Origin of the sequence: Streptomyces sp. NPDC059564 (assembly GCF_042735575.1) — a bacterium.
Lineage (GTDB): Bacteria > Actinomycetota > Actinomycetes > Streptomycetales > Streptomycetaceae > Streptomyces.
The window spans coordinates 1-26196 of sequence record NZ_JBHWBP010000053.1 but is presented as its reverse complement, the minus strand read 5'-3'; the positions used below and the strand labels follow the sequence as shown (position 1 = coordinate 26196).

Below are 26196 nucleotides of genomic sequence, written 5' to 3'. Positions count from 1 at the left end.
GGTGCGTTGCGCGGGCGGCCGCGGCGCCGTCGCGGGCGCGGCCGCGCCGGCCGGTGACGCGGGCCCTGTGGACGCGGATGTGGGTGCAGGTGCGGAGGTACCAGGAGTGTTCATGCGTTCGTGTCCGTCCCCTCGACCGGTGCTGGGGGCACCGCCTGCGTGCATGGTGCCACTCTCCGTGGTGTGGACGCAGTCCCACTCCACCCGATCGGCCCCGGACGGGTGCACGCCTGGTACACAGGTGGTATGCGAGCAGTGGTGCAGAGGGTGGACGGCGCGAGCGTCGTGGTGGCCGGCGAGACGGTGGGCGAGATCGTCGGCGAGGGGTTGTGCGTGCTGGTGGGGGTGACCCACGACGACACCCCGGAGAAGGCGGCGCTGCTGGCGCGCAAGCTGTGGTCGCTGCGGATCCTGGAGGCGGAGAAGTCCTGCAGCGACATCGGGGCGCCGCTGCTGGTGATCTCCCAGTTCACGCTCTACGGGGACGCCCGCAAGGGCCGCCGCCCCACCTGGAACGCGGCGGCGCCCGGCCCGGTGGCCGAGCCGCTGGTCGACGAGGTGGTGGCGCAGCTGCGCGGGCTGGGCGCGACGGTGGAGACGGGCCGGTTCGGCGCGGACATGCGGGTCTCGCTGACCAACCACGGCCCGTTCACCGTCGTCATCGACATGTGAGCCGTCAGGGCGCTACGACGACCTCCTGCGCGGCGGCCGTGTTGCCGGCCAGCAGCGGGGCGTCGACCGGCACGTTCCGCTTGACCAGCGCGAGGGCGATCGGCCCGAGCTCGTGGTGGCGTACGGCGGTGGTGACGAAGCCGAGCTGGCGGCCCTCCTCGCCGTCGGCGGCGAGCCGCAGCGGCGCGCCGTGCGGCGGGAGCAGCACCTCGGAGCCGTCCAGGTGCAGGAAGACCAGGCGGCGCGGCGGCTTCCCCAGGTTGTGGACGCGGGCCACCGTCTCCTGGCCGCGGTAGCAGCCCTTCTGGAGGTGGACGGCGGTGCCGATCCAGCCCAGCTCGTGCGGGATGGTGCGGTGGTCGGTCTCCAGGCCGAGCCGCGGCCGGTGGGCCTCGACGCGCAGGGCCTCGTAGGCGAGGAGCCCGGCGGCGGGGCCGTGCGTGGCGGCGAAGGCCTCCAGGTCCTCCCGCGGGAGGAACACGTCACGGCCGTACGCGGTCTCGCGTACGGGGTGCTTGCCGGGCAGCTCGGCGATGGAGCCGGCCGGAAGGTGGACGACGGCGAACTCGGCGGTCCGGTCGGCGACTTCGACGCGGTAGAAGAACTTCATCGCCTCCAGGTAGGCGATCAGCGCCTCCTGGGTGCCGGGTTCGACGTGGGCCCACACGGTCTCGCCGTCGTCGACGAGGTAGAGCGCGTGCTCGATGTGCCCGTTGGCGGAGAGGATCAGCGCCTCGGTGGCCTGTCCGGCCGGGAGCTCGCTGACGTGCTGGGTGAGCAGCAGGTGCAGCCAGCTCAGCCGGTCGGGTCCGGTGACGGTGACGATCCCGCGGTGGGAGAGGTCGACGAAGCCCCGCCCGTCGGCGAGGGCGCGCTGTTCGCCGTAGAGCTCTCCGTAGTGGGCGGCGACGCCCTCGTCACGGCCTTCGGCGGGTACGGCACCGGGAAGATGGAGCAAGGGGCTGCTGGTCATGCCACCAAGCCTACGACCCCGCCGGGGGCGGCCCTAAGGGCGCTTGGCGGCGCATTCCGCGCACAGGCCGAAGATCGCGAAGTGCTTCATGTCGGTCTCGAAGCCGAAGGTGGTGCGCAGTTTCGCGGTGAACTCGGCGGCGATGTCGAGGTCGGCCTCGATCACCTCGGTGCAGTCGCGGCAGACGAGGTGGATGTGGTGGTGCCGGTCGGCGAGGTGGTAGGTGGGCGCGCCGTGCCCGAGGTGGGCGTGCGAGACCAGCTTCAGCTCTTCGAGGAGCTCCAGCGTCCGGTAGACGGTGGAGATGTTGACGCCGGAGGCGGTCTTGCGCACTTCGACGAGGATCTCGTCGGGAGTGGCGTGCTCCAGGGCGTCGACGGCTTCCAGCACAAGCTGGCGCTGCGGTGTCAGCCGGTAGCCGCGCTGCCGCAGGTCGCTCTTCCAGTCGGTGGTCACCACCCGGCCAGTGTAAGCGCGCGAAGGGGACCGCGGGCGTGCCCGTGGTCCCCTTCTTCCGCTCGGTGCGGCGGGCTCAGCGGAAGAAGGCGATGCCGTCTTCGGGGAGCTCGGGGAGGTTGCGCGCCATGTCGGCGATCTCCTCCGGGGTGACGACCTTCTTCAGCTGGGCCGACATGTACGGGCGCAGCTCGACGTCGGGGGTGGCCTTCTCGCCGACCCACATCAGGTCGCTCTTCACGTACCCGTAGAGGCGCTTTCCGCCGCTGTGCGGGCGAGAGGTGGCCGTACGCGCCACCGCGTCGGTGACCAGGTCGATCTGGGGCTTCTGATCGGCGAGCTCGCCGTACCAGATCTCGACGACGCCCTGGTCACGGACCATGACGATCTCGACCTTGCGGGTGTCGTCGATGCGCCAGTAGCCCGACTCGGACTCCAGCGGGCGCACCTTGTTGCCCTCGGCGTCGAGCACCCAGGTGTGCGAGTGGTACTCGAGGAAGTCCCGGCCGTCGTGGGTGAAGACGACTTCCTGGCCGAAATTGCACTTCTCCTCGCCGGGGTAGTCGAAGACGCCGGCGCCTTCCCAGGTACCGAGGAGGAAGGCGAGGGGGACGAGGCCCGGGTTCAGGTCGGACGGGATCTGGATCATGGTTGGCTGCTCAGGCGATCTGTGGGAGGGGTTCCGGGGCGGTCGGCCGGTCGGCTGCTCAGCGCTGACCCTGGTACAGCTTCTTGACGGCCAGGCCGGTGAAGGCCATGACGCCGACGCAGACCAGGACCAGCAGGGAGGTGAAGACTGCCTCAAGCACGGGGTGCTCCTCGGAGGATTCGGTGCGGTGTACGGGCCGGTCCCCAAGCCTACTGGCCCGGGAACCGGCGCACCGTGTGAGGTAGGCCGTACCACCGCTCAGCCCAGCAGCTGACTCTGCAGGATCACCGCCTGGTGGAGGGGCACGACCGGCGCCTCGCCCTTGCGGCTCTGCAGGATCACGGCCTGGACGTCGCCCGACTCGACGCAGCCGGCCAGGATCTGCTCGTCGCCGAACGGGACGGATTCCTCCAGGACCTTCACGCCGTCGGCGGCCGGGGCACTGTTGGCGGGCAGGGCCTTGTCCCAGGCGTCCTCCCACTCCATCCGGCTGACGCCGTTCAGGTTCATCCCGGTGCCGCAGCCCTTGAAGGTGTCCGCGAAGCCCGACGCGTGGAAGCGCAGCAGGTAGACCCGGGTCCGGACGCCGTCCGGGGTGGTCCAGCCACGGCCCACGATCTGGCGCAGCCCGTCGTCGGCGAAGTCCTGCTTCATCTTTTCGCGTGTGCCGGGGTCGTACTCCTGGAGGAAGGTGTCCACGGTCACGACCGAGTCCTTCTCCAGCTTCAGCGCGGGGTCCGGGGCGGATCCGAGCGGGGCGGGCAGGAGCAGCTGGGTCAGGCCCGCGTAGTGGATGCCGTCCGCGTCGTCCGGGGCGAAGGGCAGCGGAGCGCCGGGGGGCAGGGTGGGCTTGACCAGCGCCGGGTAGTCCCAGCGGCCGTCGGACCGGGTCGACAGGCCCGGGATGTCGGTGCGCTCGGGCTGCACCAGGCCGTACGCGGCCCCCGTGCCGGCGACGCCGAAGGCGAGGACGGCCGCGCTCCAGCGCAGGACGGCGCGCAGCACGCGGCGGTCCTTGGGGGGCGCGGGCACCACGGGGACCCCGGTGGGGGCCGGCGCGGTCTCGGGTGCCTCCGGGGCCGCGGGGGCTCCGAGGGTGTTCTGCTCGGTCACACGGACTCCCCGGGGGACTTCAGGTGGGTCAGCTGGTTCTTGAGGAACGTCGCGGCGTCGGACTTCGAGAAGCTTTCCTTGGGTCCGTAGGCGCGGAAATTGACCATCACGTCGCCCTCGACGGCCACGCAGTAGAGGGAGTCGATCCTCTCGTGCTTCTCCTCGCCCACGGCCAGCAGGGAGCACTTGGCGTCCGGGAAACCGTCCACCTTCGGCGCGTCGCGGTCATCGCCGATGAGGTCGAGGAGCTTCTTGGAGACCTCGGCGAACGCCCCCACGGCCCGCGGGTCGGCCTGCATGATGCGGATCTCCACCACGAACCCGCGGTCACCGGTGTAGCTCCGCCCGGCCACGCCCTTGAGCTTGAGGTCGGCCAGCATGTCGTCGCGCTTCTTGCGCTCCGAGTTCGACAGGCCCTTGCGGGCTTCCTTGAAGCCCTCGGTGGCCTTGTCCCCGGAGATGAAGAAGTCGTTCCCGTCGCCCGCGAGGTCGGGCCCCGGGGCGAAGCCGGAGGGAACGGGGAGCAGCTTGCCCGAGAAGAGGCTCACGGGCACCGGTTCGGGCTTCTTGACCTCGGGCGGCTTCCCGCCGGCCTCGACCCAGTAGGCGGTCGGCGCGGTCCGGTCGGCGTCCGCGAGGGCGGAGGACGCCCAGACCCCGCCGCCGACGAGGGCGAGCGCGGCCACAGCCACCGCGATGAGGGCGACCGTCGTCCTACGGCCACCCGTCCGTGGGGTTCCGGCCGGGCCGGCCGGGGCCTCGGGTGCCGGGGTCGTCCCGGGCTGCTGCTCGGTCACAGTCGCTCCAGCTGTCGCTTGGCCAGGTCGATGACATCGCTTTCGGCTATCCGGCGGCCGCGCATGTCGACGTAGAAGAGGTCCAGAACGATGTCACCGCGGCGGACGATGGCCCGGCCCTCGCGGATCGGGGCGTAACCCGGCTCCTGGCGGGTTTCCGACGCCACCCAGACGTGCCCGAGCTCCGCGGGGACGCCGGGGATGGCCACGCCGTCGTTGCCCGCGTTCCTCTCGAAGCGCATGTAGCCGGACTGCGCCCTCTGGTAGCCGTTCGCGCCGGAGAAGTCGTGGAACTGCACCAGCCGCAGCTCGACAAGGACGTCGTCCTGCCTCCAGACAGTCGTCGCGACGCGCCGGAAGCCGTCCTTCGAGAAGTTGCGCAGGGCGCTCTCCGGCATGTCGAAGGTCGTCGCGAAGGAGTCGAGGCTGTCGTAGCCGCTGTCCTCGGCCTTCGCCCCGGCCGGCACCTCGATCAGGAGCTCGGTGAGGTCGCCGTCGGTCTTGTGCCAGCGGTTGGCGTTGACCGTCTTCCACGTCGTGGCGTCGTCCGGCGCGAGCGCCTTCGGCGTGTCCAGCTTCTGCTGGGCCAGCGGGGGCAGCGGGGTGGGGTCGCGGTGGTACTGGACCGCGTAGCCGGTGGCGGTGCCGGCGAGGGCACCGAGGACGACGGCGGCCGCGATCAGGAGGGTCGTGCGGCCCCGGCGGCGGCGCGGGCGCTGCGGAACGGCCACGTCCGGAGTTTCCGTTGATATCGCCGGAAATTCAGGAGTGTCCGATTCCGGCCCATTCTCCGCCGCTTTCCGCGGCTCGGGAATGGTCTGTTCGTGTTCCAAAGGGGTCCCCCACAGGACTGGAGGCGCAGGGTTCATTTACCCGCGCACACCGAAGACACCTTCGATGGGGGAGCAGTTGTACGCATCTTTATTACGGTCTTATCTCCGGACGCGTTCAGTCCTCGTGCCGCCGCTTTCCGTCCAGTTCGTCCCACCACTCGTCCGATTTCGGATCTCCGGACGGGTCGTCCCACCAGCGGTCGTCGGGGCCCCTGCGGTTCGCGACCATCGCCGCGACCGGCGGGATGACCATGGCGACCACGCACAGGGCCACCGCCGCCTCGACCGAGAACAGGCGCACGAAGGACCAGGCGGAGACGAAGAGGAACAGGCATCCGCCCATGAGCAGGAAGTAGGCGCGCCGGCGCCGGGCGTACATACCTCCAGCGTAGAGCGGTAATCCCGCGGGGCAAGGGCGGGGACGGCACGAAGGGCCGCACCCCGGTCCAGTGGCGTCCAACCCCCGGGGGTGCGGCCCTTCGGCCGGTTCAGCTCTGCGGTCGTCGTCAGACCGCGATGGCGACGTCCGTCACGCCGCCGGCCTCGGCGACCACGACGGCGCGGTCCGCCTGGGCACCCGGGACGAGCGCCCGCAGCGTCCAGGAGCCCGTGGCCGCGTAGAAGCGGAACTGGCCGGTGGCGGAGGTGGGAACCTCCGCGGTGAACTCGCCGGTCGAGTCCAGCAGGCGGACGTATCCGCTGACGGGCTCGCCGTCCTTGGTCACCTGACCCTGGATCGCGGTCTCACCGGGCTTGAGCGTCGCGAGGTCGGGCCCGCCGATCTGTGCTCCACACATGTTCTCTGTCCTGTCCTAGAGAGGTACTGCGGTACTGCCGCTACGGGGCGGGGCGGATTACTTGTTGGGGCCGAGCTCGATCGGCACGCCGACCAGCGAGCCGTACTCGGTCCAGGAGCCGTCGTAGTTCTTGACGTTCTCCTGGCCCAGGAGCTCGTGCAGCACGAACCACGTGAGCGCGGAGCGCTCGCCGATGCGGCAGTAGGCGATGGTGTCCTTCGTGTCCAGGTCGACGCCCTCGGCCTGGTAAAGGGCCGTCAGCTCGTCGTCGGACTTGAAGGTGCCGTCGTCGTTGGCGTTCTTCGACCACGGGATGTTGCGGGCGCTCGGCACGTGGCCGGGGCGCTGCGACTGCTCCTGCGGGAGGTGCGCCGGGGCGAGGAGCTTGCCGGAGAACTCGTCGGGCGAGCGGACGTCGACCAGGTTCTGGACGTTGATCGCGGCCACGACGTCGTCGCGGAACGCGCGGATCGAGCTGTCCTGCGGCTTGGCCTTGTACGCGGTGGCCGGGCGGTTCGGGACGTCCTTGCCGTCGACCAGGTCGCGGGAGTCGAGCTCCCACTTCTTGCGGCCGCCGTCGAGCAGGCGGACGTCCTGGTGGCCGTAGAGCTTGAAGTACCAGTAGGCGTAGGACGCGAACCAGTTGTTGTTGCCGCCGTAGAGGACGACCGTGTCGTCGTTGGCGATGCCCTTGGCGGAGAGGAGCTTCTCGAAGCCCTCCTGGTCCACGAAGTCGCGGCGGACCGGGTCCTGGAGGTCGCTCTTCCAGTCGATCCGGACGGCGTTGGTGATGTGGTTCTTGTCGTACGCGGACGTGTCCTCGTCCACCTCGACGATCACGACGTTGGCGTCGTTCAGGTGGGCCTCGACCCAGTCGGCGTCTACGAGGACGTCGCTGCGGCTCATGGTGTTCTCCTCCGGGGCAGTGTGCGGCGGGGCTGTGCTGGTCCTGCTGCGGGGCTGGGCGGTGCGGGTGCGTACGTGCCGTTCCGGGTGGCGCGCCCGTTGCCTGCACGGGGAGGCGGCAGGGGGCAGGAGGCGGGAAGCGGGGGCGGTCACGCCGCGGATGAAGGGCGGTCGTCCGGCTGGTGGAGCGGAAGGCTCACACCGCTAGATGGAGCGACAGAGCATGGCGGCGACGCGACACAGGTCTACTGCCCGCCGCTTCGTGAGGTCCGCCTGCTGATGCTTCATAGCCATGGATCGTAGGGACGAATCGGCCGCCCTGTCACCGGTGTGTCATATGTCGAGACAGGATCGTCCGCATGGTGGGATACGAAAGCCCCGGACAGCCGCCTCGCGGCCCCCGGGGCTCTTCGTACGGCCCGTTCATCTGCGGATCGGACCGCGGCGTCTCACGATCCGGCCAGCACCACGTCCGTACCGTCCAGCGTGAGGTGCACGCCCGCCCCGTCCGAGGTCAGCGCGCTGAGCCGGAGCCCGGACGGCAGGCCCTCGTCGATCCGGCGGTCGAAGTCGGTCCGCTTGCGGACCGCGCTCTCGATGCCGGGGATGCCCTCGCCGGGCACGGAGTCGGCGCGCACCCGGACGACCTTGCCGTTCTTCGAGTCCTTCGCGTCGACCAGGGTGACGGTCGCGACCACGTCGCGGGTCAGGGTCCTGCCGAGGAAGTCGAGCGTCGCGGTGACCTTCACCTTGCCCGGCGCACCGCCGTAGGTGAGGGTCACGCCGGTCTGGGAGGCCTGGGTGAGGTCCTCGTAGGAGATCAGCGCGGTGCCCTGGGCCCGCTTGGCGGTGCCGCCGCTGTAGCTGTCGTTCAGCTTCACGTCGTGGAAGCTGGCGTCGACCTCCGTCAGGCGCGTCTTGCGGCCGTCGGCGCTGGCGTCGACGCCCTTCAGCTTCAGGTCCACCTGGTCGAGGTCGTGGCTCAGCGCCTGGGTCAGGAACGGGAAGCCGTGTATCTCCACCTCCGCGCTGCCCGCCAGCCCCTGGCGGGACTGGACGCGGTCGGCCAGCCGGTTCTCGGCGTAGCCGACCGCCCAGCGGTCCACCCCCACGAACAAGGCCCCCAGAACCACCCCGACGATCACCACGAAGCGCAGGAAACGCAACGGACCCTCCCCCTACTAATCGGTACGTGCGTTCTAGTGGACCATGGCCCGCCGTGAGGACGCCGTCAGCCCACCACCCTGCCGATCAGGTAGACGGCGGGCGCGGCGACCGCGAGCGGCAGCGCGACACCGGCCGTCATGTGGACGAACTTCGACGGGTAGTCGTACGCGGCCACGCGCAGCCCGATCAGCGCGCAGACCCCGGCGGCCAGGCCGAGCAGCGCCCCGCCCGCCCCCATTCCGGTCATCCCGCCGACCGCGATGCCCGCACCGGCCGCGGCGGCCAGCGAGACGGCGACGGAGGGCGCGGTCGGCAGCGGCAGGGCGCGCGCGAACACGGCGACGGCGACCGCGGCGGCGCCGACGCTCACCGCCTTCCCGTCGGCGGCCAGGTAGCCGGCGCACACGATGGCCAGGGCGGCGGAGGCCACCGAGGCCATCAGCCCGTACATCCGCTCGTCGGGGTCCGCGTGGCTGCGCAGCTGGAGGACCAGCGTGAGCAGCACCCAGGCCCCGAGGGTGCCGATGATCGCGCCGGGCCCGTACGGACGGTCCACCGCGAGCACCGCGCCGTCCGCGACGACGGCGCCCGCGAAGGCGAGGGCGATGCCCTGGCGGGCGGGCCACATGCCGTTGAGGCGGAACCAGCCGGCCGCGGTGAGGCCCTGGAGGGCGATCAGCGGGAGGAGCAGCGCGTACTCGCCGAGGGCGGCGGCCCCGGCCAGCAGCACCCCGAGGGCGGCGGTCAGTATGGCCGGCTGCGGACCCGGGTCGATGATCGGCGACCGGCCCTCGGCGCGGGCCTGGGCGGGGTCGACGGCCCGCAGGGTGTTCCCGCCGAGGGTGGGCGGGGAGTACTCGGCGGGGGCCTCCGGCGGTGCGGGGGTCGGGTACGCCGTCCGCTCGGCGGTGGCCTCCGGCGGCACGGGGGGCAGGTACGCCGTCCGCTCGGCGGGGGCGTCGGGGGCGGGCGCCTGGGGCGGGAGGTACGCCGTCCGCTCGGCGGTGGCCTCCGGCGGCACGGGGGGCAGGTACGCCGTCTGCTCGGCGGCCCAGCCCTGCGGCGCGGCCGGGGCCGGAGCCTCGTCCCGGAACCACCCGTCGGGCACAGCCGCCTGCGCCTGCCGGTCCTGAACGGGGGGAAGGTACGCGGTCTGCTCGGCGGCGGCTTCCCGCACGGGCGGCATGTACGCCGTCTGCTCGGCGGCGGCTTCCCGCACGGGCGGGAGATAGGCCGTCTGCTCGGCGGCGGCTTCCCGTACCGGCGGGAGATAGGCCGTCTGCTCGGCGGCACCCTCCCGCACGGGCGGCATGTACGCCGTCTGCTCGGCGGCGAGATCCTGCGCCGGGGGCACGTACGCGGCCGACTCGGCGGCGTCCCGCACCGGCGGCATGTACGCCGTCTGCTCGGCGGCCAGGTCGGGCGCCGGGGACTGCTGCCAGGGAGCGGCCTGGGACCACTGCTGCTGTACGGGCGGGGCCGCCGGGGCCTCGTCGCGGAACCAGCCGTCCGGGGCCACCGGCTGGGCCTGCGCGGGCGGGGGGTACGCGGCCTGCTCGGCCTCCCAGCCCTGCGGCGCGGCCGGGGCCGGAGCCTGGGCCTCGTCACGGAACCAGCCCTCGGGCGCCACCGGCTGCCCGGGCACCGAGCCCAGCGGGGGCTGCACCGGCTGGTGCACCGGCTGGTAGCTGGTGTCCCAGGTGTCGGACTGCCAGGTCTGGGTCCCGTACAGGTCCTGCTGCTGTTGCTCCTGCTGTTGCTGCTGTTCCTGCTGCTGCCGCTGCTGTTCTTCGGGAGTGCTCATCGGTCCCCGCTCACCCGCCCGCGAACGGCGGGAGCACCTCTACGGTGCCCCCTTCGGTCAGCAGGACGGCATCGTGCGGGCGCTTGCCCACGGGCTCTTCGTTCACGAGGAAGGAGCAGCGCAGGAGGACCCGGGTCAGTTCCCCCGGATGGCGTTCCCGCGCGGCGTCGAGCGCCTCGGCCAGGGTGCGCGCCGAGTACGGCTCCTCCGCCGTTTGGGCGGCGGCTTTGGCCGCCGCCCAGTAGCGGATGGTTCCGGTTGCCACTGCAGCTCCTATCGTCGGCTCCGTCGGCTCTCTACCGTCGGCCTCCATGATGACCCCTCCGGGTCACCACCCAGGCGTGCGTCCGCGCGCCCCGTGTGCGCCCGGAGACCGCGCCGGGGGTCCACCGATCCGGTGAAACCAGGGCATACGCAGGAGGAAGGCGTGGCGCGAACCACAGAATGCGGTGCACGGCAGCCCTCGGCCCCGAAAGGGCCGGTGGGCTATTCTGGCGGCGTAGAGGATCCGGGCAACGTAGCCCCCGGGTCCTTTTGTGCTTTCAGCACGTTGAACGGACCGAGAACAGTGGTGTCCGTCCGGACCCCAGGGCGCGGGGGCCGGCGCGGACACCAGGCCAGTCGTACGAAGCAGTACCGCGCACGTCCTCGACGGGACCGAGGAGGAACCGACGTGATGGACCAGCGAACCGTGCACTCGCACGTGCACGAAGACCCGACCCGGGCAGGTGGTCGGGCATGAGCTCTCTCCTGCTGCTGACCAACGCCCTGCAGCCGTCGACCGAGGTGCTGCCCGCACTCGGCCTGCTGCTCCACAACGTCCGGGTCGCCCCGGCCGAGGGCCCGGCCCTCGTGGACACCCCCGGCGCCGACGTGATCCTCGTCGACGGCCGCCGCGACCTGCCCCAGGTCCGGTCGCTCTGCCAGCTGCTGCGGTCCACCGGACCCGGCTGCCCGCTGATCCTGGTCGTCACCGAGGGCGGCCTGGCGGCCGTCACCGCCGACTGGGGCATCGACGACGTCCTCCTCGACACCGCCGGACCGGCCGAGGTCGAGGCGCGGCTGCGGCTGGCCACCGGCCGCCAGCAGCTGGGCTCGGACGACTCCCCGATGGAGATCCGCAACGGCGACCTGTCGGTCGACGAGGCCACGTACAGCGCGAAGCTCAAGGGCCGGGTCCTGGACCTGACCTTCAAGGAGTTCGAGCTGCTGAAGTACCTCGCCCAGCACCCCGGCCGGGTCTTCACCCGGGCCCAGCTCCTCCAGGAGGTGTGGGGCTACGACTACTTCGGCGGCACCCGGACGGTCGACGTCCACGTACGGCGGCTGCGCGCCAAGCTCGGCCCCGAGCACGAGTCGCTGATCGGCACGGTCCGCAACGTCGGGTACCGCTTCGTGACGCCGGAGAAGGTGGAGCGGGCGGCGGCGGAGGCGGCCGCCCAGGCCGCAGCGAAGCAGGCGGCCGCGGCCGCCCCGGACCGGGACACGGGGAACGCGCCCGCGCTCCCCCGGACGGAGGAATCCCCTGTGACCATCCACTCGGCAGGACGCCCTGCCCAGGGGTAGGTCACCCCGCGTAGACTGCCGCGCGTGGCCAAGGTGACGCGGGATGACGTGGCACGACTTGCGGGTACGTCTACCGCCGTCGTGAGCTACGTCATCAACAACGGACCCCGGCCGGTTGCCCCGGCCACGCGCGAGCGTGTCCTCGCCGCGATCAAGGATCTGGGCTACCGCCCGGACCGGGTCGCGCAGGCGATGGCGTCGCGGCGCACCGACCTCATAGGCATGATCGTCCCGGACGCCCGCCAGCCGTTCTTCGCGGAGATGGCGCACGCGGTCGAGCAGGCCGCCGCCGAGCGCGGAAAGATGGTCCTGGTCGGGAACTCCGACTACCGGGACGAGCGCGAGGTCCACTACCTGCGTGCCTTCCTCGGCATGCGGGTGTCCGGCCTGATCCTGGTCAGCCAGGGCATGAGCGAGCGGGCCGCCTCCGAGATCGAGGCGTGGGACGCGCGGATCGTGCTGCTGCACGAGCGGCCCGAGGCCATCGACGACGTCGCGGTGGTCACCGACGACATCGGCGGCGCCCAGCTCGCCACCCGGCACCTGCTGGAGCACGGCCACGCGTACGTCGCCTGCATCGGCGGCGTCGAGAACACCCCGTCCGTCGGCGACCCGGTCGCCGACCACGTCGAGGGCTGGCGGCGGGCCATGCAGGAAGCGGGCCTCTCGGTCGAGGGCCGGCTCATCGAGGCCCCGTACAACCGCTACGACGCGTACACGGTCGCCCTGGAGGTCCTGGCCCGGCCCGACCGGCCGACCGCGATCTTCTGCGCGACGGACGACCAGGCCATCGGCGTGCTCCGGGCCGCCCGCGAGCTGCGCATCGACGTCCCCGGGGAGCTGGCCGTGGCCGGCTTCGACGACGTCAAGGAGGCGGCCCTGACGGACCCGCCGCTGACCACGGTCGCCTCGGACCGCCCGGCGATGGCCCGCGCGGCCGTGGACCTCGTCCTGGACGACGCCCTGCGCGTGGCGGGCTCCCGCCGCGAGCGCCTGAAGCAGTTCCCGTCGGCCCTGGTCATCCGCCGCTCCTGCGGCTGCCGCTGACCCCTGCCCTCAGGGGCCGAGGGGGCCGATCCGCTCCGCCTCCACGAGCAGGAGCAGTACGCCGCCCACCGCCGGAGCGAGGGCGCCGGCGGTCCACGTGCCCTCCGGCCGGTTGCGGCGCTCGACGAACGCCGCGACGAGCAGGAAGGCCGGCCCGGGCAGCGGGAACCCCAGCACGGGGGCGAGCACGCCCAGCAGGCCGGCTCAGGCGGCCACGGGCTTATTTCGGGCATACGCGGTTCTGTCGGGCTTCTCAGCTCGGACTCAGGAAGCTCTCATGATGCGCGGCCAGAGTCGTAGACATGACCGACAGCTTCCGCCGCGAAGGCGAGTACCCGCAGGAGAACCGGCCGGCCCAGAACCCGCCCTTCGGCGAGGACTGGCAGCGCGGTCGCGACCGGCTGGCCCACGACACCGGCGCGGGGGCGTACCCGCCGCCGCCCGCGTACCCGCCGGCCGCCCCGGCCGCCCCGGCCGCCCCGGCGCCGGTCCAGGCCCCCGGCTGGCACGAGGCGCACCAGCCGCCGGTCGTCCAGGGCGAGACCGTCCCCGGCGGCAACGGTGACGGGAACGGCAACGGCGGGTGGGACGCCTGGGGCGCGGCCGCCGAACCGGCGCCGCCCGCCCACGCGGCCCGCGCCAAGCGGCCCGTCGCGCTGCTCGCCGCGGTCGCCCTCGCGGCGGCCGTCGTCGGCGGCGGAACGGCCGCCGCCGTGCAGCAGTTCCTCGGACAGAACGGCACGGGCGGCGGCGGGGTGAACGGCACCAACGTCTCGCAGTCCAGCAGCGGCACGGTCTCCGGCGTCGCCGAGCAGGTCAGCCCCTCCGTCGTACGGATCGACACCCGCACCGGCTCCGGGCAGGGCACCGGCTCCGGCATCGTGGTCACCGGCGACGGCGAGATCGTCACCAACAACCACGTGGTGAGCGGCGCCTCCGAGATCCAGGTGACGATGAGCGACGGCAAGAAGTACGCCGCCAAGACCGTCGGCACCGACCCGGCCAAGGACCTCGCCCTGATCAAGCTCCAGGGAGCGAGCGGGCTCAAGCCGGCCAAGCTCGGCGACTCCGGCCAGCTGCGCGTCGGCGACCAGGTGGTCGCCATCGGCTCCCCCGACCGCCTCACCGGCACCGTCACCAGCGGCATCGTCTCGGCCCTGGACCGCGAGGTGAACGTACCGAAGTCCGAGCAGCGGCAGTCCCCGCAGCGCGGCCAGGGCGGCAGCGGCGGCGGCTGGCCGTTCTCCTACGACGGCCAGCAGTTCAACGGGGACACCGGCTCGAACACCACCTCGTACAAGGCCATCCAGACCGACGCCTCCCTCAACCCCGGCAACTCCGGCGGCGCCCTCGTCAACCTGAACGGCGAGATCGTGGGCATGCCGTCCGCGATCTACTCCCCCTCCAGCGACGGCTCCAGCGCGGGCAGCGTCGGCCTCGGCTTCGCCATCCCGGTGAACACGATCAAGGCCGACCTCGACTCCCTCCGCAAGGGCGGCCCCGGCGGCACGGGCACCTCCGGCACGGGCAGCGACGGGAGCGGCGTCAACGGCTTCGGCACCTCGCTCTGACGCGGGGCACGCCGGGCACGCGGCTCCGGCCCCCTCCCGTGCGACGCTGGAGGGAGACCTCCGCGGGAGCGGGCCCGATCCCGTACGTCCGCCGGCCACCACCACCTGGGGGGACCCATCCATGAACGCCGCCGAAGGCGAAGCGCGCATCCTCGTCGTCGACGACGAGCCGGCCGTCCGTGAGGCCCTGCGCCGCAGCCTCGCCTTCGAGGGGTACGGCACCCGGACGGCGGTCGACGGCCTCGACGCCCTCGACCAGGCGGCCTCGTACGCCCCCGACCTGATCGTCCTGGACATCCAGATGCCCCGGATGGACGGTCTGACGGCGGCCCGCCGCCTGCGCGCCGCGGGCTCCACCACCCCGGTCCTGATGCTGACCGCCCGCGACACCGTCGGCGACCGCGTCACCGGCCTCGACGCGGGCGCGGACGACTACCTCGTGAAGCCCTTCGAGCTGGACGAGCTCTTCGCCCGCGTCCGCGCGCTGCTGCGCCGCAGCTCGTACGCCGCCCCCTCCGCCGGGGCGGACCAGGCCGGGGAGGTGCTGACCTTCGCCGACCTGCGCATGGACCTCACCACCCGCGAGGTCACCCGGCGCGGCCGGCCGGTGGAGCTGACCCGTACGGAGTTCACCCTGCTGGAGATGTTCCTCGCGCACCCGCGCCAGGTCCTCACCCGCGAGCAGATCCTCAAGACGGTGTGGGGCTTCGACTTCGAGCCCAGCTCCAACTCCCTGGACGTGTACGTGATGTACCTGCGCCGCAAGACGGAGGCGGGCGGCGAGCCCCGCCTGGTCCACACGGTCCGCGGGGTCGGCTACGTCCTGCGCGCCGGCGAGGGCGGGCCCGAGTGAGCCCGGCCGCCAGATTCCGCGCCCTGCCGCTGCGGTCCCGGCTGGCGCTGCTGGTGGCGGTGGCCGTGGCGGTGGCGGTGGCGGCCGTCGCCGCCGTGTCCTGGGTGATGGTCCGCACGCAGCTGCGCGATCAGCTGGACCAGTCCCTGCGCGCCACCAACCCCAACGTCCAAGTGCTGCGCACCCTGCGCGACGGCTGTGTGGCGCCTCCCGCCCAGGCGCAGCCGGACATCGCCGGGGACCTGAACGCGACGGTCCAGATCGTCTTCGCCGACGGCACCCACTGCCGGGTGAGCGGGCGGACCGACCTGCCGGTCACACCGACCGCCGAGGAGACCGCGGCGGGCCAGCGGAGCAAGGCGCTGTACGACGCGACGACCGCCGACGGCACGGACATGCGGGTCTACACCTTCGCCGCGCGGACCCAGCCGGGAGCCCCTGTCTTCGCGATCTCGGTCGCCAAGCCCCTCGCCGACATCGAGAAGCCCCTCTCCACCCTGGCCTGGGTGCTGCTCCTGGTCAGCGGCATCGGCGTCGTCGGCGCGGGCGCCGCCGGGCTGTGGGTGGCGCGGACCGGGCTGCGGCCGGTCGACGAACTGACCGGCGCCGTCGAGCACATCGCCCGCACCGAGGACCTGACCGTACGGATCCCCGACGACGGCGACGACGAGATCGCCCGCCTCTCGCGGTCCTTCAACTCCATGACGGCGGCGCTGGCCTCCTCCCAGGAGCGGCAGGCCCAGCTGATCGCCGACGCCGGGCACGAGCTGCGAACCCCGCTGACCTCGCTCCGTACGAACATCGAGCTGCTCGCGCGCAGCGAGGAGACCGGCCGGGCCATCCCGCCGCAGGACCGCCGCGAGCTGCTGGCCTCCGTGAAGGCGCAGATGACGGAGCTGGCCGCGCTGATCGGGGACCTCCAGGAGCTGTCCCGTCCGGACGCGGTCCCGCACGGCCCGCTCGGGGTGGTGGCCCTGCACGAGATCGCCGCCTCCGCGCTGTCGAGGGCCCGGCTGCGCGGTCCGGAGCTGGTGTTCACCTCCGCCCTGGAGCCCTGGTACGTACGGGGCGAGGCGGCGGCGCTGGAGCGGGCGGTGGTCAACGTGCTGGACAACGCCGTGAAGTTCAGCCCGCCGGGCGCGGCCGTCGAGGTCTCGCTGCGGGCGGGCGAGCTGACCGTACGGGACCACGGGCCGGGCATTCCGGCCGACGACCTCCCGTACGTCTTCGAGCGGTTCTGGCGCTCCCCGTCGGCCCGCGCCCTGCCCGGCAGCGGGCTGGGCCTGTCCATCGTGGCCCGTACGGTGCACCGCGCGGGCGGCACGGCCGCCCTCCGTGCCGCGGCCGACGGCGGCCCGGGCACGGAGGCGGTCCTGCGCTTCCCGGGCGCCCCGACGCCGCCGCCCGCGGTCGGCGCGCCGGCGTCAGTTGTGCCGGATCAGTGAGGCGACCAGGCCGGAGCGGGTGTTCGGGAAGTCCATGGGGACGATGCCGAGCCCGGTCCGGCCGGCCATCTCCGAGCCGTCGACGAACGAGTGCACCTGCGGGTTCAGCCGGTCGGAGTTCCAGCGCGGCGGCATGTACGCGGAGGTGCTGACGTAGTTCACGAACAGCTTGCCGGGCTGCTGGACGGCCTTGCGGAACTGGTTCTCGATCCGGCCGCGCTTGGCGAACGGCTCGGTGTTGTAGTCGTCCTGGACGTCGAAGACGTTGCCGTCGGCGTAGCGCAGGCCGGGCAGGCCGCCGTTGTCGGCGAGGAGGACCACCTTGCCGCGGGCCTGGCCGAGCGAGGCGGGCAGGGCGTCGGCGATGCGGAACAGCGGGCGCCAGCCCCGGTGGTCGAGGTAGTCGTCGAAGACGGCCCGGAAGGTCGCGTCGCTCTCTTCCGAGTACTCCTGCTTGACGCGCATGAGCACGGTCTCGGAGGGGTGCGCGGCGAGGAAGTTCGCGCAGGCCACGAGGACGTCGCCGAACATCAGGTTCTGGTAGAAGGCCGCGTGGTGGATGGCGAAGGAGCCGCCCGTCACCCGGCAGCGGACGTCCAGGAAGCGGATGCCGGAGTCGAGCTGCTCGGCGATCGAGGTGTTCTGGCAGGCGACGTAGAGCCCGCCCTCGCGGGCGCCCGAGTCGTGGGTGCCGGGGATGGTCATCCGCTGGAGCGGGGTGGAGTCGGCGAGGCCCGCCATCCAGTCCTGGGTGCCGAGCGCCTTCGCCGAGGCGGCGGCGGTGCCCGCCGAGGCCGCTCCCAGGGCCGCGGCCGTGCCCGCTGCCGTCGCGCCGATCAGAAACGCACGCCGATCCAGTGCCATGCCCGCCCCTTTGCCGTCCCGGTGATGGGACCGGATTATGGCGTGCGGAACCAGCCTTTACTACCTGTCGGTAGCCCTCAGCTTTCGAGCAACTCGGCCATGGCGCGCAGCCCTTGGGCGAGTTCGGATCCGGTCGGCGCCTGCTCCGGGTCGGTCAGGGCCTGCACCATCACCCCGCTCAGCAGCGCGAGGTGCACGGACCCGAGGGCGCGTACGTCCTCCTCCGTGACCTCCTCCAGCGGTACGCCGCGCAGCCCGGCGGCCACCATCCGCCGGTTGCGGCGCTGGCCCTCGGCGAGGACCGCGAGGAGTTCGGGCGAGGACTGGGCGTGGACGAAGGCCTCGACGGAGGCGATCCACAGCCAGCGCATCGCACGGAAGTCGGCGATCTTGCGGTTCCAGGTGTCGGTGTAGCGCTCCTCGGCGGTCTCGCCCTGCCCGGAGAGCCGGCCGGACCCGGCGGCCCATTCGTCCATGGCCGCGAACAGGGCCTGGTTGAGGAGGGCCTCGCGGGACCCGAAGTGGTAGCCGATCGCCGCCATGCTCACCCGGGAGGCCGAGGCGATGTCGCGCACGGTCGTGCGCAGGTAGCCCTTCTCCTCCAGGCAGCTGCGCGCTCCGGCCAGCAGGTCCTCGCGATTTCCCATGGCGGGATCGTATCCGCGCCCCGCGATTTGGGCGGTCGCCCAAGACAAACGTATTGCGCGCCTGCCCAAATCCTGCGAGGCTGACGTCAGACGCACTGACCGACCGTCCGGCCCACAGGGGAGAAGAACGCCATGCGCCACGAGATGAAGATCGACGACCGCACGCTGTCCTACCTCGACTTCGGGGGCCCCGGCCGCCCGCTGCTCGCCCTCCACGGCGGCCTGTCCGAGGGAGCCGCCTACGCCCCGCTCGCCGCCGCCCTGGGCGCGGAGTGGCGGGTCATCGCCCCCGACCAGCGCGGCCACGGCGACTCCGGCCTGGCCTCCGAGTACAGCCGCGAGGGCTTCGTCGCCGACGCCGCCGCCCTGCTGGAGCACCTGGACCTCGGCGGGCCGGTCCCGGTCCTCGGCTTCTCCCTCGGCGGCCTCAACGCCCTCCACCTGGCCGCCGCCCGGCCCGACCTGGTCTCGGCGCTGATCAACGTCGACGCCCCCGTCGATTCCCCCGACCAGCCCGAGGGCCCGTCCCCCTGGGACTTCCTCCACGACCTCCCGTACACCGCGCCGACCCGCGAGGAACTCGTCTCCGGCCTCGGCCCGAAGCTGGGCCCCGCCTACGCCGAAGCCCTGCGCCCGCTGCCCGACGGAAGCGGATGGCGCCTGCCGTTCGACCCGCAGGCGGTCCTGGCGACGCTCGCCGCGGCGGGCTGGTCCCGGATGGACGTCTGGCTCGCGAGCAGCTGCCCCGCCCTGCTGATCCACGGCCTGCGCAGCGAGGTCCTCCCGCAGGAGCAGGCCGACGAGATGGTCGCGCGGCGGCCCGGGACCGCGTACGCCGCTCTGGACACCGAGCACTTCGTGCCGTTCCAGGACCCGGAGGGCTTCGAGGCCGCAGTGAAGAAGTTCCTCGCGACGCTGTAGCGGCCACCGGGGCGGAAAACGCCTGAGGGGCGGCGGGCCACAGGGCCCACCGCCCCTCGGGGCGCGCTGTACGCGGGTGCTACTTGACGACGGTGATCCGGTCCGCCGCCGGCGCGGCGATCGGGTTCGCCGCCGAGGACTTCGCCAGCAGGGCGTTGAAGGCCTCCAGGTCGGGGATGCCGACCAGCTTGTTCTTGTGGTCCTTCAGGACGGTGAAGCCGTCACCGCCGCCCGCGAGGAACTCGTTCATCGCGACCCGGTAGGTCTTGGCGGGGTCGATGGCCGCGCCGTTCAGCCGCACCGAGTCCACGACGATCCGGTCCGCGCCCGACTTCGTCATGTCCAGGGTGTAGGTGAACCCCTTCGAGACCTGCAGGATCTTCGGGTTCGGGCCGTTGACCGTACCGCTGACCTGCTGCTGGAGCGCGGTGACCAGCTGGGCGCCGGTCAGGTCCACGACGTTCATCAGGTTGTTGAACGGCTGGACCGTGTAGGACTCGCCGTACGTCACGACGCCGTCGCCCTCGGCGCCCGCGGCCTTGTACGCCAGGTCGGCACGGATGCCGCCCGGGTTCATGATCGCCAGCTGCGCGCCGCCCTTGTCGGCCGGGGCCGTGGCGTCCAGCTGCGCGTCGGCGATCAGGTCGCCGAGCGGCTTCTCCGGCGCCTCGGAGCCGCGGCCCGCGATGTCGGCGGAGATGTAGCCCATCGGACGGCTCGCGACCGGAGCCGCCAGCGCGTTCCAGCGGGTGATCAGCTCGGTCATGTCCGGGGCCTTGGGCAGGTCACGGGTGACGACCTTGTTGACCGGCTTCGGCGAGCTGACCGGCGTACGGACGATGTCCTTGGTCTGCCGGTCGTACGTCAGCGTGGTGTCCGTGAACAGCCGGCCGTACGAGGCGGCCGAGGTGACCGTGCGCGGGTTGCCCGCCGGGTCGGGGATGTTGCAGGAGTACGCCTGGTGCGTGTGGCCCGTCACCAGCGCGTCGACCTTCGGGTCGACGTTCTTGGCGATGTCCACGATCGCGCCCGAGATGCCGGCGCCGGCGCCCGGGGCGTCGCAGTCGTAGTTGTACGCGCCGCTCGCGGGCAGACCGCCCTCGTGGATCAGCGCGACGATCGACTTCACGCCCTGCTTGTTCAGCTCCGCGGCGTACTTGTTGATCGTCTCGACCTCGTCGCCGAACTTGAGGCCCTTGACCCCGTCGGCCGTCACGACGTCCGGAGTGCCCTCCAGGGTGACGCCGATGAAGCCGATCTTCACGTCCCCCTTCTTCCAGATGAAGGTGGGCGACATCAGCGGACGCTTGGTCTTCTCGTCCGTCACGTTCGCGGCCAGGTACTGGAACTGGGAGCCCGTGAACTCCTTGCCGTACTCGAAGCAGCCGTCGACCGGGTGGCAGCCGCCGTACGCCATGCGGCGCAGCTCGGTCTTGCCCTCGTCGAACTCGTGGTTGCCGACGCTCGACACGTCGAGCTTCAGCTTGTTGAGCGCCTCGACGGTCGGCTCGTCGTGGAAGAGACCGGACAGCATCGGGCTGCCGCCGATCATGTCGCCGGCCGCGGCCGTGACGGAGTACTCGTGGCCCTTGCGGGCATCGCGCAGCGCGGTCGCGAGGTACTCGACCCCGCCCGCGGGTATCGCCTTGGTGGTGCCGTCAGCCTGACGTTCGGTCACCGTGCCGGAGGAGCCCTGCGGGGGCTCCAACGTGCCGTGGAAATCGTTGAACGACAGCATCTGTACGTCGACGGTGCGGCTCTTGGCCGCACCGCCGCCACTCGCGGCACCGGCCGGCAGGGCAGCGGCGACCATCGCTCCGGCGCCGGCCGTGAGGGCGAGGGCGGAGAGGGTCAAGCGGCGGGCCGTGCGGTGCCGTTGTGGCTTCGCTGACATTTATTCCCCTTTGTGGACAGCGAGACAACTTGGGAGGTCCGCCGCAGCCTATGGTCAACGCGCGTAGCACGACAGGGGGTAACGGGTTGCGAGCTGGTTACGCGCGGGCGTCCCGGGGCAGGGCCGCACTCGTGTCCGCGTCGAGGAACCTCCGAGGACCGGGCCCGCGGGACACCTCCACCCCGGGCCTCGGTCGTAGGCTCGGGGCATGACTGACGCAGCAGCGGCCCTGGAGCCGGGACGGCAGATTGAGATCCTCGACGAGCTGACGGAGGAACAGGCCGCTTCCGTACTGGCCCTCATCCACGAAGCGGCCCGCACCGACGGCACCACCGCCGTCTCCGAGCAGGGGCGGCTCCAGCTGCGCGGCGGCCCGCGCGAGGGGATCCGCCACTTCCTCCTCACCGCCGACGGCCGGCTCGCCGGATACGGACAACTGGAGGACACCGACCCGGTGGAGGCCCCCGCCGCCGAGCTCGTCGTACACCCCGCGCTGCGCGGCCGCGGCCACGGCCGGGCGCTGGGCTCCGCCCTCCTGCACGCCTCCGGCAAGCGGATCCGGGTGTGGGCGCACGGCGGCAAGTCCGCCGCGCGGCACCTCGCCCAGGTGCTCGGCCTGACCCTCTTCCGCGAACTGCGCCAGCTGCGCCGCCCCCTGGGCCCGGACGCGGCCCCCCTGCCGGACCCGGCGCTCCCGCCGGGCGTGGCGGTGCGCACGTTCGTCGCCGGCCAGGACGACGCCGCCTGGCTCGCGGCGAACGCCGCCGCCTTCGCCCACCACCCCGAGCAGGGCGCGCTCACGCAGCGTGACCTGAACGACCGGATCGCGCAGCCGTGGTTCGACGCGAAGGGGTTCTTCCTCGCGGAGCGGGAGGGCGAGCTGGTCGGCTTCCACTGGACGAAGGTCCACGCGGAGGAGCGGCTCGGCGAGGTCTACGTGGTCGGCGTCCGCCCGGGCGCGCAGGGCGGCGGCCTCGGCAAGGCCCTCACCGCGATCGGCCTCCACCACCTGGCCGCCTCCGGCCTGCCGACGGCGATGCTCTACGTCGACGCCGACAACCCGGCGGCCCTCGCCGTCTACGAGGGCCTCGGCTTCGCCACCCACGAGGTGGACCTGATGTACCGCACGGAAAGCTGAGGGAGCGGGGCGGGGTTCCGGGCGGGGTTCCGGCCCCTCCGGCGCCGGCGCCCGGATCCCGCCCCCCTCGCGCGCCCCCGGCGGAGGAACCGTGCGCCAGCCGGAGCCTGGAAGCCATACGCCATTAACCGGGCATTAAGACGCGCTTGCCAGTCTCCGGACATGCAGCCCCGACTCCGACTGACGGCCGACTCTTCCGACGCGCCTGTCCTGCCGCGCGCGCGGAAGAATGGAGTCATGAGCCACCAGCCGAGCGCGAGCCCCGCGGGCCCCACCGAGGTACCCGCCCAGCACCCGTCCCACGCGACCCCCGCCACACCCGCCTCCGCCCTGACCCGGCCCGAGGGCCAGACCCCGGCGCAGGTCCAGGCGGAAGCCAAGGCGCAGACGGCCAGGACGAGGGCGCGCATCGGCTCCATAGCCGCCCACCGCCCCCACGTGGACCTCGATCCGGACCTCGACGCCGATCTGGACGCCTACGAGGACAAGGACGGCTCCGGGGAGCTCCCCGCGAACCGCTTCCTGGACCGCGAGCGCAGCTGGCTGGCCTTCAACGAGCGCGTCCTCGAACTCGCCGAGGACCCCGCCACGCCCCTCCTGGAGCGCGCGAACTTCCTGGCGATCTTCGCGAGCAACCTCGACGAGTTCTTCATGGTCCGCGTCGCCGGCCTCAAGCGCCGCATCGCGACCGGCGTCGCCACCCGTTCGGCCTCAGGCCTCCAGCCCCGTGAGGTGCTGGACCTGATCTGGACCCGCTCGCGCGAGCTCATGGCCCGGCACGCCGCCTGCTACCAGCAGGACATCTCCCCGCAGCTCGCCGAGGAGGGCATCCACCTCATCCGGTGGCCCGACCTCACCGAGAAGGAGCAGGCCCGCCTCTTCACCCTGTTCCGCAACCAGATCTTCCCGGTCCTCACCCCGCTGGCCGTGGACCCCGCGCACCCGTTCCCGTACATCTCCGGCCTCTCGCTGAACCTGGCCGTCGTCGTACGCAACCCCGTCAGCGGCCACCGCCACTTCGCCCGCGTCAAGGTCCCGCCGCTGCTCTCGCGCTTCCTGGAGGCCTCCCCGCAGCGCTACGTCCCCCTCGAGGACGTCATCGCCGCGCACCTGGAGGAGCTGTTCCCCGGCATGGAGGTGCTCGCGCACCACATGTTCCGCGTGACCCGCAACGAAGACCTCGAAGTGGAAGAGGACGACGCCGAGAACCTCCTCCAGGCCCTGGAGAAGGAGCTCATGCGGCGCCGCTTCGGCCCGCCCGTGCGCCTGGAGGTAGAGGAGTCCATCGACCCCGGCGTCCTGGACCTCCTCGTGCAGGAGCTGAAGATCAGCGCCGCCGAGGTGTACCCGCTGCCCGGCCCGCTCGACCTGACCGCCCTCTTCGGGATCTCCTCCCTGGACCGGCCCGAGCTCAAGTACCCCAAGTTCGTCGCCGGCACCCACCGCGACCTCGCCGAGGTGGAGTCCGCGTCCGCGCCCGACATCTTCGCCGCGCTGCGCGAACGCGACGTGCTCCTGCACCACCCGTACGACTCCTTCTCCACCTCCGTGCAGGCCTTCCTGGAGCAGGCCGCCGCCGACCCGGACGTCCTCGCGATCAAGCAGACGCTCTACCGCACCTCGGGCGACTCCCCGATCGTCGACGCCCTGATAGACGCCGCGGAATCCGGCAAGCAGGTCCTCGTACTCGTCGAGATCAAGGCCCGTTTCGACGAGCAGGCCAACATCAAGTGGGCGCGCAAGCTGGAGGAGTCCGGCTGCCACGTGGTCTACGGCCTGGTCGGCCTCAAGACCCACTGCAAGCTGTCGCTCGTCGTCCGCCAGGAGGGCGAGACCCTGCGCCGCTACTCGCACGTCGGCACCGGCAACTACCACCCCAAGACGGCCCGCCTCTACGAGGACCTCGGCCTGCTCACCGCGGACCCGCAGGTCGGCGCGGACCTCTCCGACCTCTTCAACCGGCTGTCCGGCTACTCCCGGCGCGAGACCTACCGCCGCCTGCTGACCGCCCCGAAGTCCCTGCGCGACGGACTGATCGCGCGCATCGACAAGGAAGCCGACCACCACCGGGCGGGCCGCCCGGCGTACGTCCGGCTCAAGATGAACTCGATCGTCGACGAGGCCCTCATCGACTCCCTCTACCGGGCCGCCCAGGCGGGCGTCCCGGTCGACATCTGGGTCCGCGGCATCTGCGCCGTACGGCCCGGGGTGCCGGGGCTGTCGGAGAACATCAGGGTCCGCTCGATCCTCGGCCGCTTCCTGGAGCACTCCCGGGTCTTCGCCTTCGGCAACGGCGGCGAACCCGAGGTGTGGATCGGCAGCGCCGACATGATGCACCGCAACCTCGACCGCCGCATCGAGGCGCTGGTCAGGGTCGCCGACCCCGCCCACCGCGCGGCCCTGGACCGGATGCTGGAGACCGGCATGTCCGACGACACCTCCTCCTGGCACCTGGGACCGGACGGCGAATGGACCCGGCACAGCACCGACGCCGAGGGACAGCCGCTGCGGCACGTACAGGAGATGCTCATAGACGCCCGGAGGCGCCGGCGTGGCTCAGCCAAACCATGACCCGACCGCAGGTGACGTGCTCGGCGTCTACCTGCGATCCCAGGCCACCGCGTTCCTGCGGGGGCTGCGCGTACACGAGGAAAGCGGGTCCGACGCGGCGGAAAGCAGCGAAGCGGCACGCGGCCTGCGGGGGGCCGCGCGCCGCATCGCGGGCTCCCTGAGCACCTTCCGGGTGGTGACCGAATCCGCGTGGGCGGACTCCCTGCGGACGGAGCTCGTCTGGCTGTCCTCGACCCTGGCCGACGAGCACGCGTACGCCGCCAGGCTGTCCCGCCTCCTGGAGGCCCTGCAGCGCCTCTCGGCGTCCCCCGAGGTCCCCGCACCCCGGGGCGGCGGGACCGGCTCGGGAGCGCTCACGGTGGGCTCCGCGCGGGCGGGGGCCCTGCTGGAGCGCCAGCTCACGCTGGCGCGCACCCGTGCCCACTCCACGACCCTCCAGGCCCTCGGGTCGTCCCGCTTCCACGCGGTGGCCGACGCCGTCGCGGTCCTCGCCTCGGAGGTGCCGCTCGACGTGGTCGCGGCGCGGGGGCGGGTGGAGGAGGTCCTGGTGCCGCTGGCGGCGGTGACGGAGAGCCGCCTGGACGCGGCCGTGGCCGGGCTGCCCGCTCCGGAGGACAGCACCCCGTACTCGGCGCACCAGGACGGCGCCTGGCACGAGGTACGCCGCCTGCTGCGGGTGCACCGGTACGCGCAGGAGGCCCTGGGCTCGGACGTGGCCCGGCTCGTGGTGGCGGGCGAGGCGCTCGACCGGCACCGCGACGCCTCCGAAGCCGCCGCCGCCTCGGCCACGGCGGCGCGCACCCCGCGCATCGCCCCGGCCACCGCGTACGCCCTGGGCGTCCTGCACGCCGACCAGCGCCACGCCGCCCAGGCCGCCCGCCTCTCCTTCCACACCACCTGGCACCCCCTGCCCGCCCCTGCCTCTTCTTAACGCTTCGCTCGCACGGCTCGGCCCTGGCGGGCCACCCCTCCTCAACGCGCCCCTCGCACGCCTCGGCCCTGGCGGGCCACCCCTCCTCAACGCGCCCCTCGCACGCCTCGGCCCTGGCGGGCCTCACCGGCTTCGCGCCGCTGCGCCGGACTCCGTCCGTCGACCCGCCGGGCGGGGCCGCTGCCCGTGGCCGGGCCCAGCCGTCATGTGCGCGCGGCTGCCGCCGCGACCGGGCCGGTGCGCTCGGCCGCGCCCGGCCCCGTCTGCGGCCGGGTGCCGCCGCGCGGGCCTGTCCCCTACCCATCCCCCAGCCTCCGTCCGGGGGGACCCCCAGTCCACCGTTCCCGCCTCAAACGCCGGCGCGGCTCCACGCCCCGGGCCTGCCCGGGATCGCGCCTTGGCGCGGCTCACTACACGGCGCTCCGCGCCCGCGCCTCACCCCCCCCCAGCTACCGCTGGGAGGTGCCCCCTGGCGAGGCTGGGGTTGCCAAGCGGAGTCGCACGGGCCCACGCCGCCCGCCAAAAACCAGCCTCGCCGGCGTTTGAGGCGCGGGGGTCCGGGGGCAGGGCCCCCGGCAGCG

27 protein-coding genes are annotated in these 26196 nt (G+C 72.6%); 10 read left to right on the top strand and 17 right to left on the bottom strand.

The window, feature by feature from the left end:
* Window positions 1-246 precede the first annotated feature (246 nt).
* Window positions 247-672, top strand: a complete 426-nt coding sequence (gene dtd / locus ACFV0Q_RS12770; protein WP_385004416.1) for a D-aminoacyl-tRNA deacylase — start codon at window positions 247-249, stop codon at window positions 670-672.
* A gap of 4 nt (window positions 673-676) precedes the next feature.
* Here dtd and ACFV0Q_RS12765 read toward each other — a convergent pair whose 3' ends face one another.
* The 13 genes from ACFV0Q_RS12765 to ACFV0Q_RS12705 form a co-directional block, all read right to left on the bottom strand.
* Window positions 677-1645 (bottom strand): YgfZ/GcvT domain-containing protein, encoded by a 969-nt coding sequence (locus ACFV0Q_RS12765; RefSeq protein ID WP_385004414.1) that lies wholly within the window; start codon window positions 1643-1645, stop codon window positions 677-679.
* A gap of 33 nt (window positions 1646-1678) precedes the next feature.
* Window positions 1679-2104: a Fur family transcriptional regulator gene (locus ACFV0Q_RS12760; RefSeq protein ID WP_385004412.1), complete on the bottom strand. Its 426-nt coding sequence runs from the start codon at window positions 2102-2104 to the stop codon at window positions 1679-1681.
* Between the two features lie 73 nt (window positions 2105-2177).
* Window positions 2178-2750, bottom strand: a complete 573-nt coding sequence (locus ACFV0Q_RS12755) for an FABP family protein (RefSeq protein WP_385004410.1) — start codon at window positions 2748-2750, stop codon at window positions 2178-2180.
* A 258-nt stretch (window positions 2751-3008) separates the two neighbouring features.
* Window positions 3009-3863, bottom strand: a complete 855-nt coding sequence (locus ACFV0Q_RS12750; RefSeq protein ID WP_385004408.1) for a hypothetical protein — start codon at window positions 3861-3863, stop codon at window positions 3009-3011.
* The gene (locus ACFV0Q_RS12745) at window positions 3860-4660 is read right to left on the bottom strand and encodes a hypothetical protein (RefSeq protein ID WP_385004406.1); all 801 of its coding nucleotides are present in this window, start codon (window positions 4658-4660) and stop codon (window positions 3860-3862) included. The genes ACFV0Q_RS12750 and ACFV0Q_RS12745 overlap by 4 nt, the downstream gene beginning before the upstream one ends.
* A complete protein-coding gene (locus tag ACFV0Q_RS12740; protein WP_385004404.1) occupies window positions 4657-5391 on the bottom strand; it encodes a hypothetical protein in 735 nt (244 codons plus the stop codon). Before ACFV0Q_RS12740 ends, ACFV0Q_RS12745 begins: the two co-directional genes overlap by 4 nt.
* Window positions 5392-5608: 217 nt before the next feature.
* Window positions 5609-5872: a DUF3099 domain-containing protein gene (locus ACFV0Q_RS12735; protein ID WP_266575166.1), complete on the bottom strand. Its 264-nt coding sequence runs from the start codon at window positions 5870-5872 to the stop codon at window positions 5609-5611.
* Window positions 5873-5999: 127 nt separating this feature from the next.
* Entirely contained in the window at window positions 6000-6290 is a 291-nt protein-coding gene (locus ACFV0Q_RS12730; protein WP_030030422.1) for a DUF1416 domain-containing protein, read from the bottom strand.
* 57 nt (window positions 6291-6347) lie between these two features.
* Window positions 6348-7196 (bottom strand): sulfurtransferase, encoded by an 849-nt coding sequence (locus ACFV0Q_RS12725; RefSeq protein WP_385004403.1) that lies wholly within the window; start codon window positions 7194-7196, stop codon window positions 6348-6350.
* Window positions 7197-7400: 204 nt separating this feature from the next.
* Window positions 7401-7484, bottom strand: a complete 84-nt coding sequence (locus ACFV0Q_RS12720; RefSeq protein ID WP_359921537.1) for a putative leader peptide — start codon at window positions 7482-7484, stop codon at window positions 7401-7403.
* A 161-nt stretch (window positions 7485-7645) separates the two neighbouring features.
* A complete protein-coding gene (locus ACFV0Q_RS12715; protein WP_385004401.1) occupies window positions 7646-8362 on the bottom strand; it encodes a DUF2993 domain-containing protein in 717 nt (238 codons plus the stop codon).
* 65 nt (window positions 8363-8427) lie between these two features.
* The gene (locus ACFV0Q_RS12710; protein ID WP_385004439.1) at window positions 8428-9549 is read right to left on the bottom strand and encodes a hypothetical protein; all 1122 of its coding nucleotides are present in this window, start codon (window positions 9547-9549) and stop codon (window positions 8428-8430) included.
* Window positions 9550-10177: 628 nt separating this feature from the next.
* The gene (locus ACFV0Q_RS12705) at window positions 10178-10432 is read right to left on the bottom strand and encodes a MoaD/ThiS family protein (RefSeq protein WP_385004399.1); all 255 of its coding nucleotides are present in this window, start codon (window positions 10430-10432) and stop codon (window positions 10178-10180) included.
* A gap of 473 nt (window positions 10433-10905) precedes the next feature.
* On the opposite strand from ACFV0Q_RS12705, the gene ACFV0Q_RS12700 reads away from it, so the two are divergent.
* Both ACFV0Q_RS12700 and ACFV0Q_RS12695 read left to right on the top strand, forming a co-directional pair.
* Window positions 10906-11733, top strand: a complete 828-nt coding sequence (locus tag ACFV0Q_RS12700; protein WP_385004397.1) for a response regulator transcription factor — start codon at window positions 10906-10908, stop codon at window positions 11731-11733.
* A 24-nt stretch (window positions 11734-11757) separates the two neighbouring features.
* On the top strand, window positions 11758-12780 hold the full coding sequence (locus tag ACFV0Q_RS12695) for a LacI family DNA-binding transcriptional regulator (protein WP_385004395.1): 1023 nt from the start codon (window positions 11758-11760) through the stop codon (window positions 12778-12780).
* Between the two features lie 9 nt (window positions 12781-12789).
* Here the strand turns inward: ACFV0Q_RS12695 and ACFV0Q_RS12690 are convergent, their stop codons facing one another.
* The gene (locus tag ACFV0Q_RS12690; protein WP_385004393.1) at window positions 12790-12969 is read right to left on the bottom strand and encodes a hypothetical protein; all 180 of its coding nucleotides are present in this window, start codon (window positions 12967-12969) and stop codon (window positions 12790-12792) included.
* A 113-nt stretch (window positions 12970-13082) separates the two neighbouring features.
* Between ACFV0Q_RS12690 and ACFV0Q_RS12685 the strand changes: the two genes are divergently transcribed.
* From ACFV0Q_RS12685 to ACFV0Q_RS12675, 3 genes are all read left to right on the top strand, one after another.
* Window positions 13083-14351, top strand: coding sequence for a S1C family serine protease (locus tag ACFV0Q_RS12685; protein ID WP_385004391.1), 1269 nt, complete (start codon window positions 13083-13085; stop codon window positions 14349-14351).
* 121 nt (window positions 14352-14472) lie between these two features.
* Window positions 14473-15204, top strand: a complete 732-nt coding sequence (locus ACFV0Q_RS12680) for a response regulator transcription factor (protein WP_385004389.1) — start codon at window positions 14473-14475, stop codon at window positions 15202-15204.
* Entirely contained in the window at window positions 15201-16649 is a 1449-nt protein-coding gene (locus ACFV0Q_RS12675) for a sensor histidine kinase (RefSeq protein ID WP_385004387.1), read from the top strand. The genes ACFV0Q_RS12680 and ACFV0Q_RS12675 overlap by 4 nt, the downstream gene beginning before the upstream one ends.
* On the opposite strand, the gene ACFV0Q_RS12670 is transcribed toward ACFV0Q_RS12675, so the two are convergent.
* Together ACFV0Q_RS12670 and ACFV0Q_RS12665 are read right to left on the bottom strand one after the other, a co-directional pair.
* A complete protein-coding gene (locus ACFV0Q_RS12670) occupies window positions 16629-17513 on the bottom strand; it encodes a phosphatidylinositol-specific phospholipase C (protein ID WP_385004385.1) in 885 nt (294 codons plus the stop codon). The two genes, ACFV0Q_RS12675 and ACFV0Q_RS12670, sit on opposite strands and share 21 nt — an antisense overlap.
* A gap of 77 nt (window positions 17514-17590) precedes the next feature.
* Window positions 17591-18160, bottom strand: a complete 570-nt coding sequence (locus ACFV0Q_RS12665; RefSeq protein ID WP_385004383.1) for a TetR/AcrR family transcriptional regulator — start codon at window positions 18158-18160, stop codon at window positions 17591-17593.
* A 132-nt stretch (window positions 18161-18292) separates the two neighbouring features.
* Between ACFV0Q_RS12665 and ACFV0Q_RS12660 the strand changes: the two genes are divergently transcribed.
* A complete protein-coding gene (locus ACFV0Q_RS12660) occupies window positions 18293-19081 on the top strand; it encodes an alpha/beta fold hydrolase (RefSeq protein ID WP_385004381.1) in 789 nt (262 codons plus the stop codon).
* Between the two features lie 79 nt (window positions 19082-19160).
* Here the strand turns inward: ACFV0Q_RS12660 and ACFV0Q_RS12655 are convergent, their stop codons facing one another.
* Window positions 19161-20975, bottom strand: a complete 1815-nt coding sequence (locus tag ACFV0Q_RS12655) for a bifunctional metallophosphatase/5'-nucleotidase (protein WP_385004379.1) — start codon at window positions 20973-20975, stop codon at window positions 19161-19163.
* 208 nt (window positions 20976-21183) lie between these two features.
* Here ACFV0Q_RS12655 and mshD point away from each other — a divergent pair, with 208 nt between their 5' ends.
* From mshD to ACFV0Q_RS12640, 3 genes are all read left to right on the top strand, one after another.
* On the top strand, window positions 21184-22113 hold the full coding sequence (gene mshD, locus ACFV0Q_RS12650) for a mycothiol synthase (RefSeq protein ID WP_385004377.1): 930 nt from the start codon (window positions 21184-21186) through the stop codon (window positions 22111-22113).
* A gap of 237 nt (window positions 22114-22350) precedes the next feature.
* Complete coding sequence (locus tag ACFV0Q_RS12645) at window positions 22351-24684, top strand: RNA degradosome polyphosphate kinase (protein ID WP_385004375.1); 2334 nt, start codon at window positions 22351-22353, stop codon at window positions 24682-24684.
* A complete protein-coding gene (locus tag ACFV0Q_RS12640; protein WP_385004373.1) occupies window positions 24665-25615 on the top strand; it encodes a CHAD domain-containing protein in 951 nt (316 codons plus the stop codon). The genes ACFV0Q_RS12645 and ACFV0Q_RS12640 overlap by 20 nt, the downstream gene beginning before the upstream one ends.
* Window positions 25616-26196: the final 581 nt, after the last annotated feature.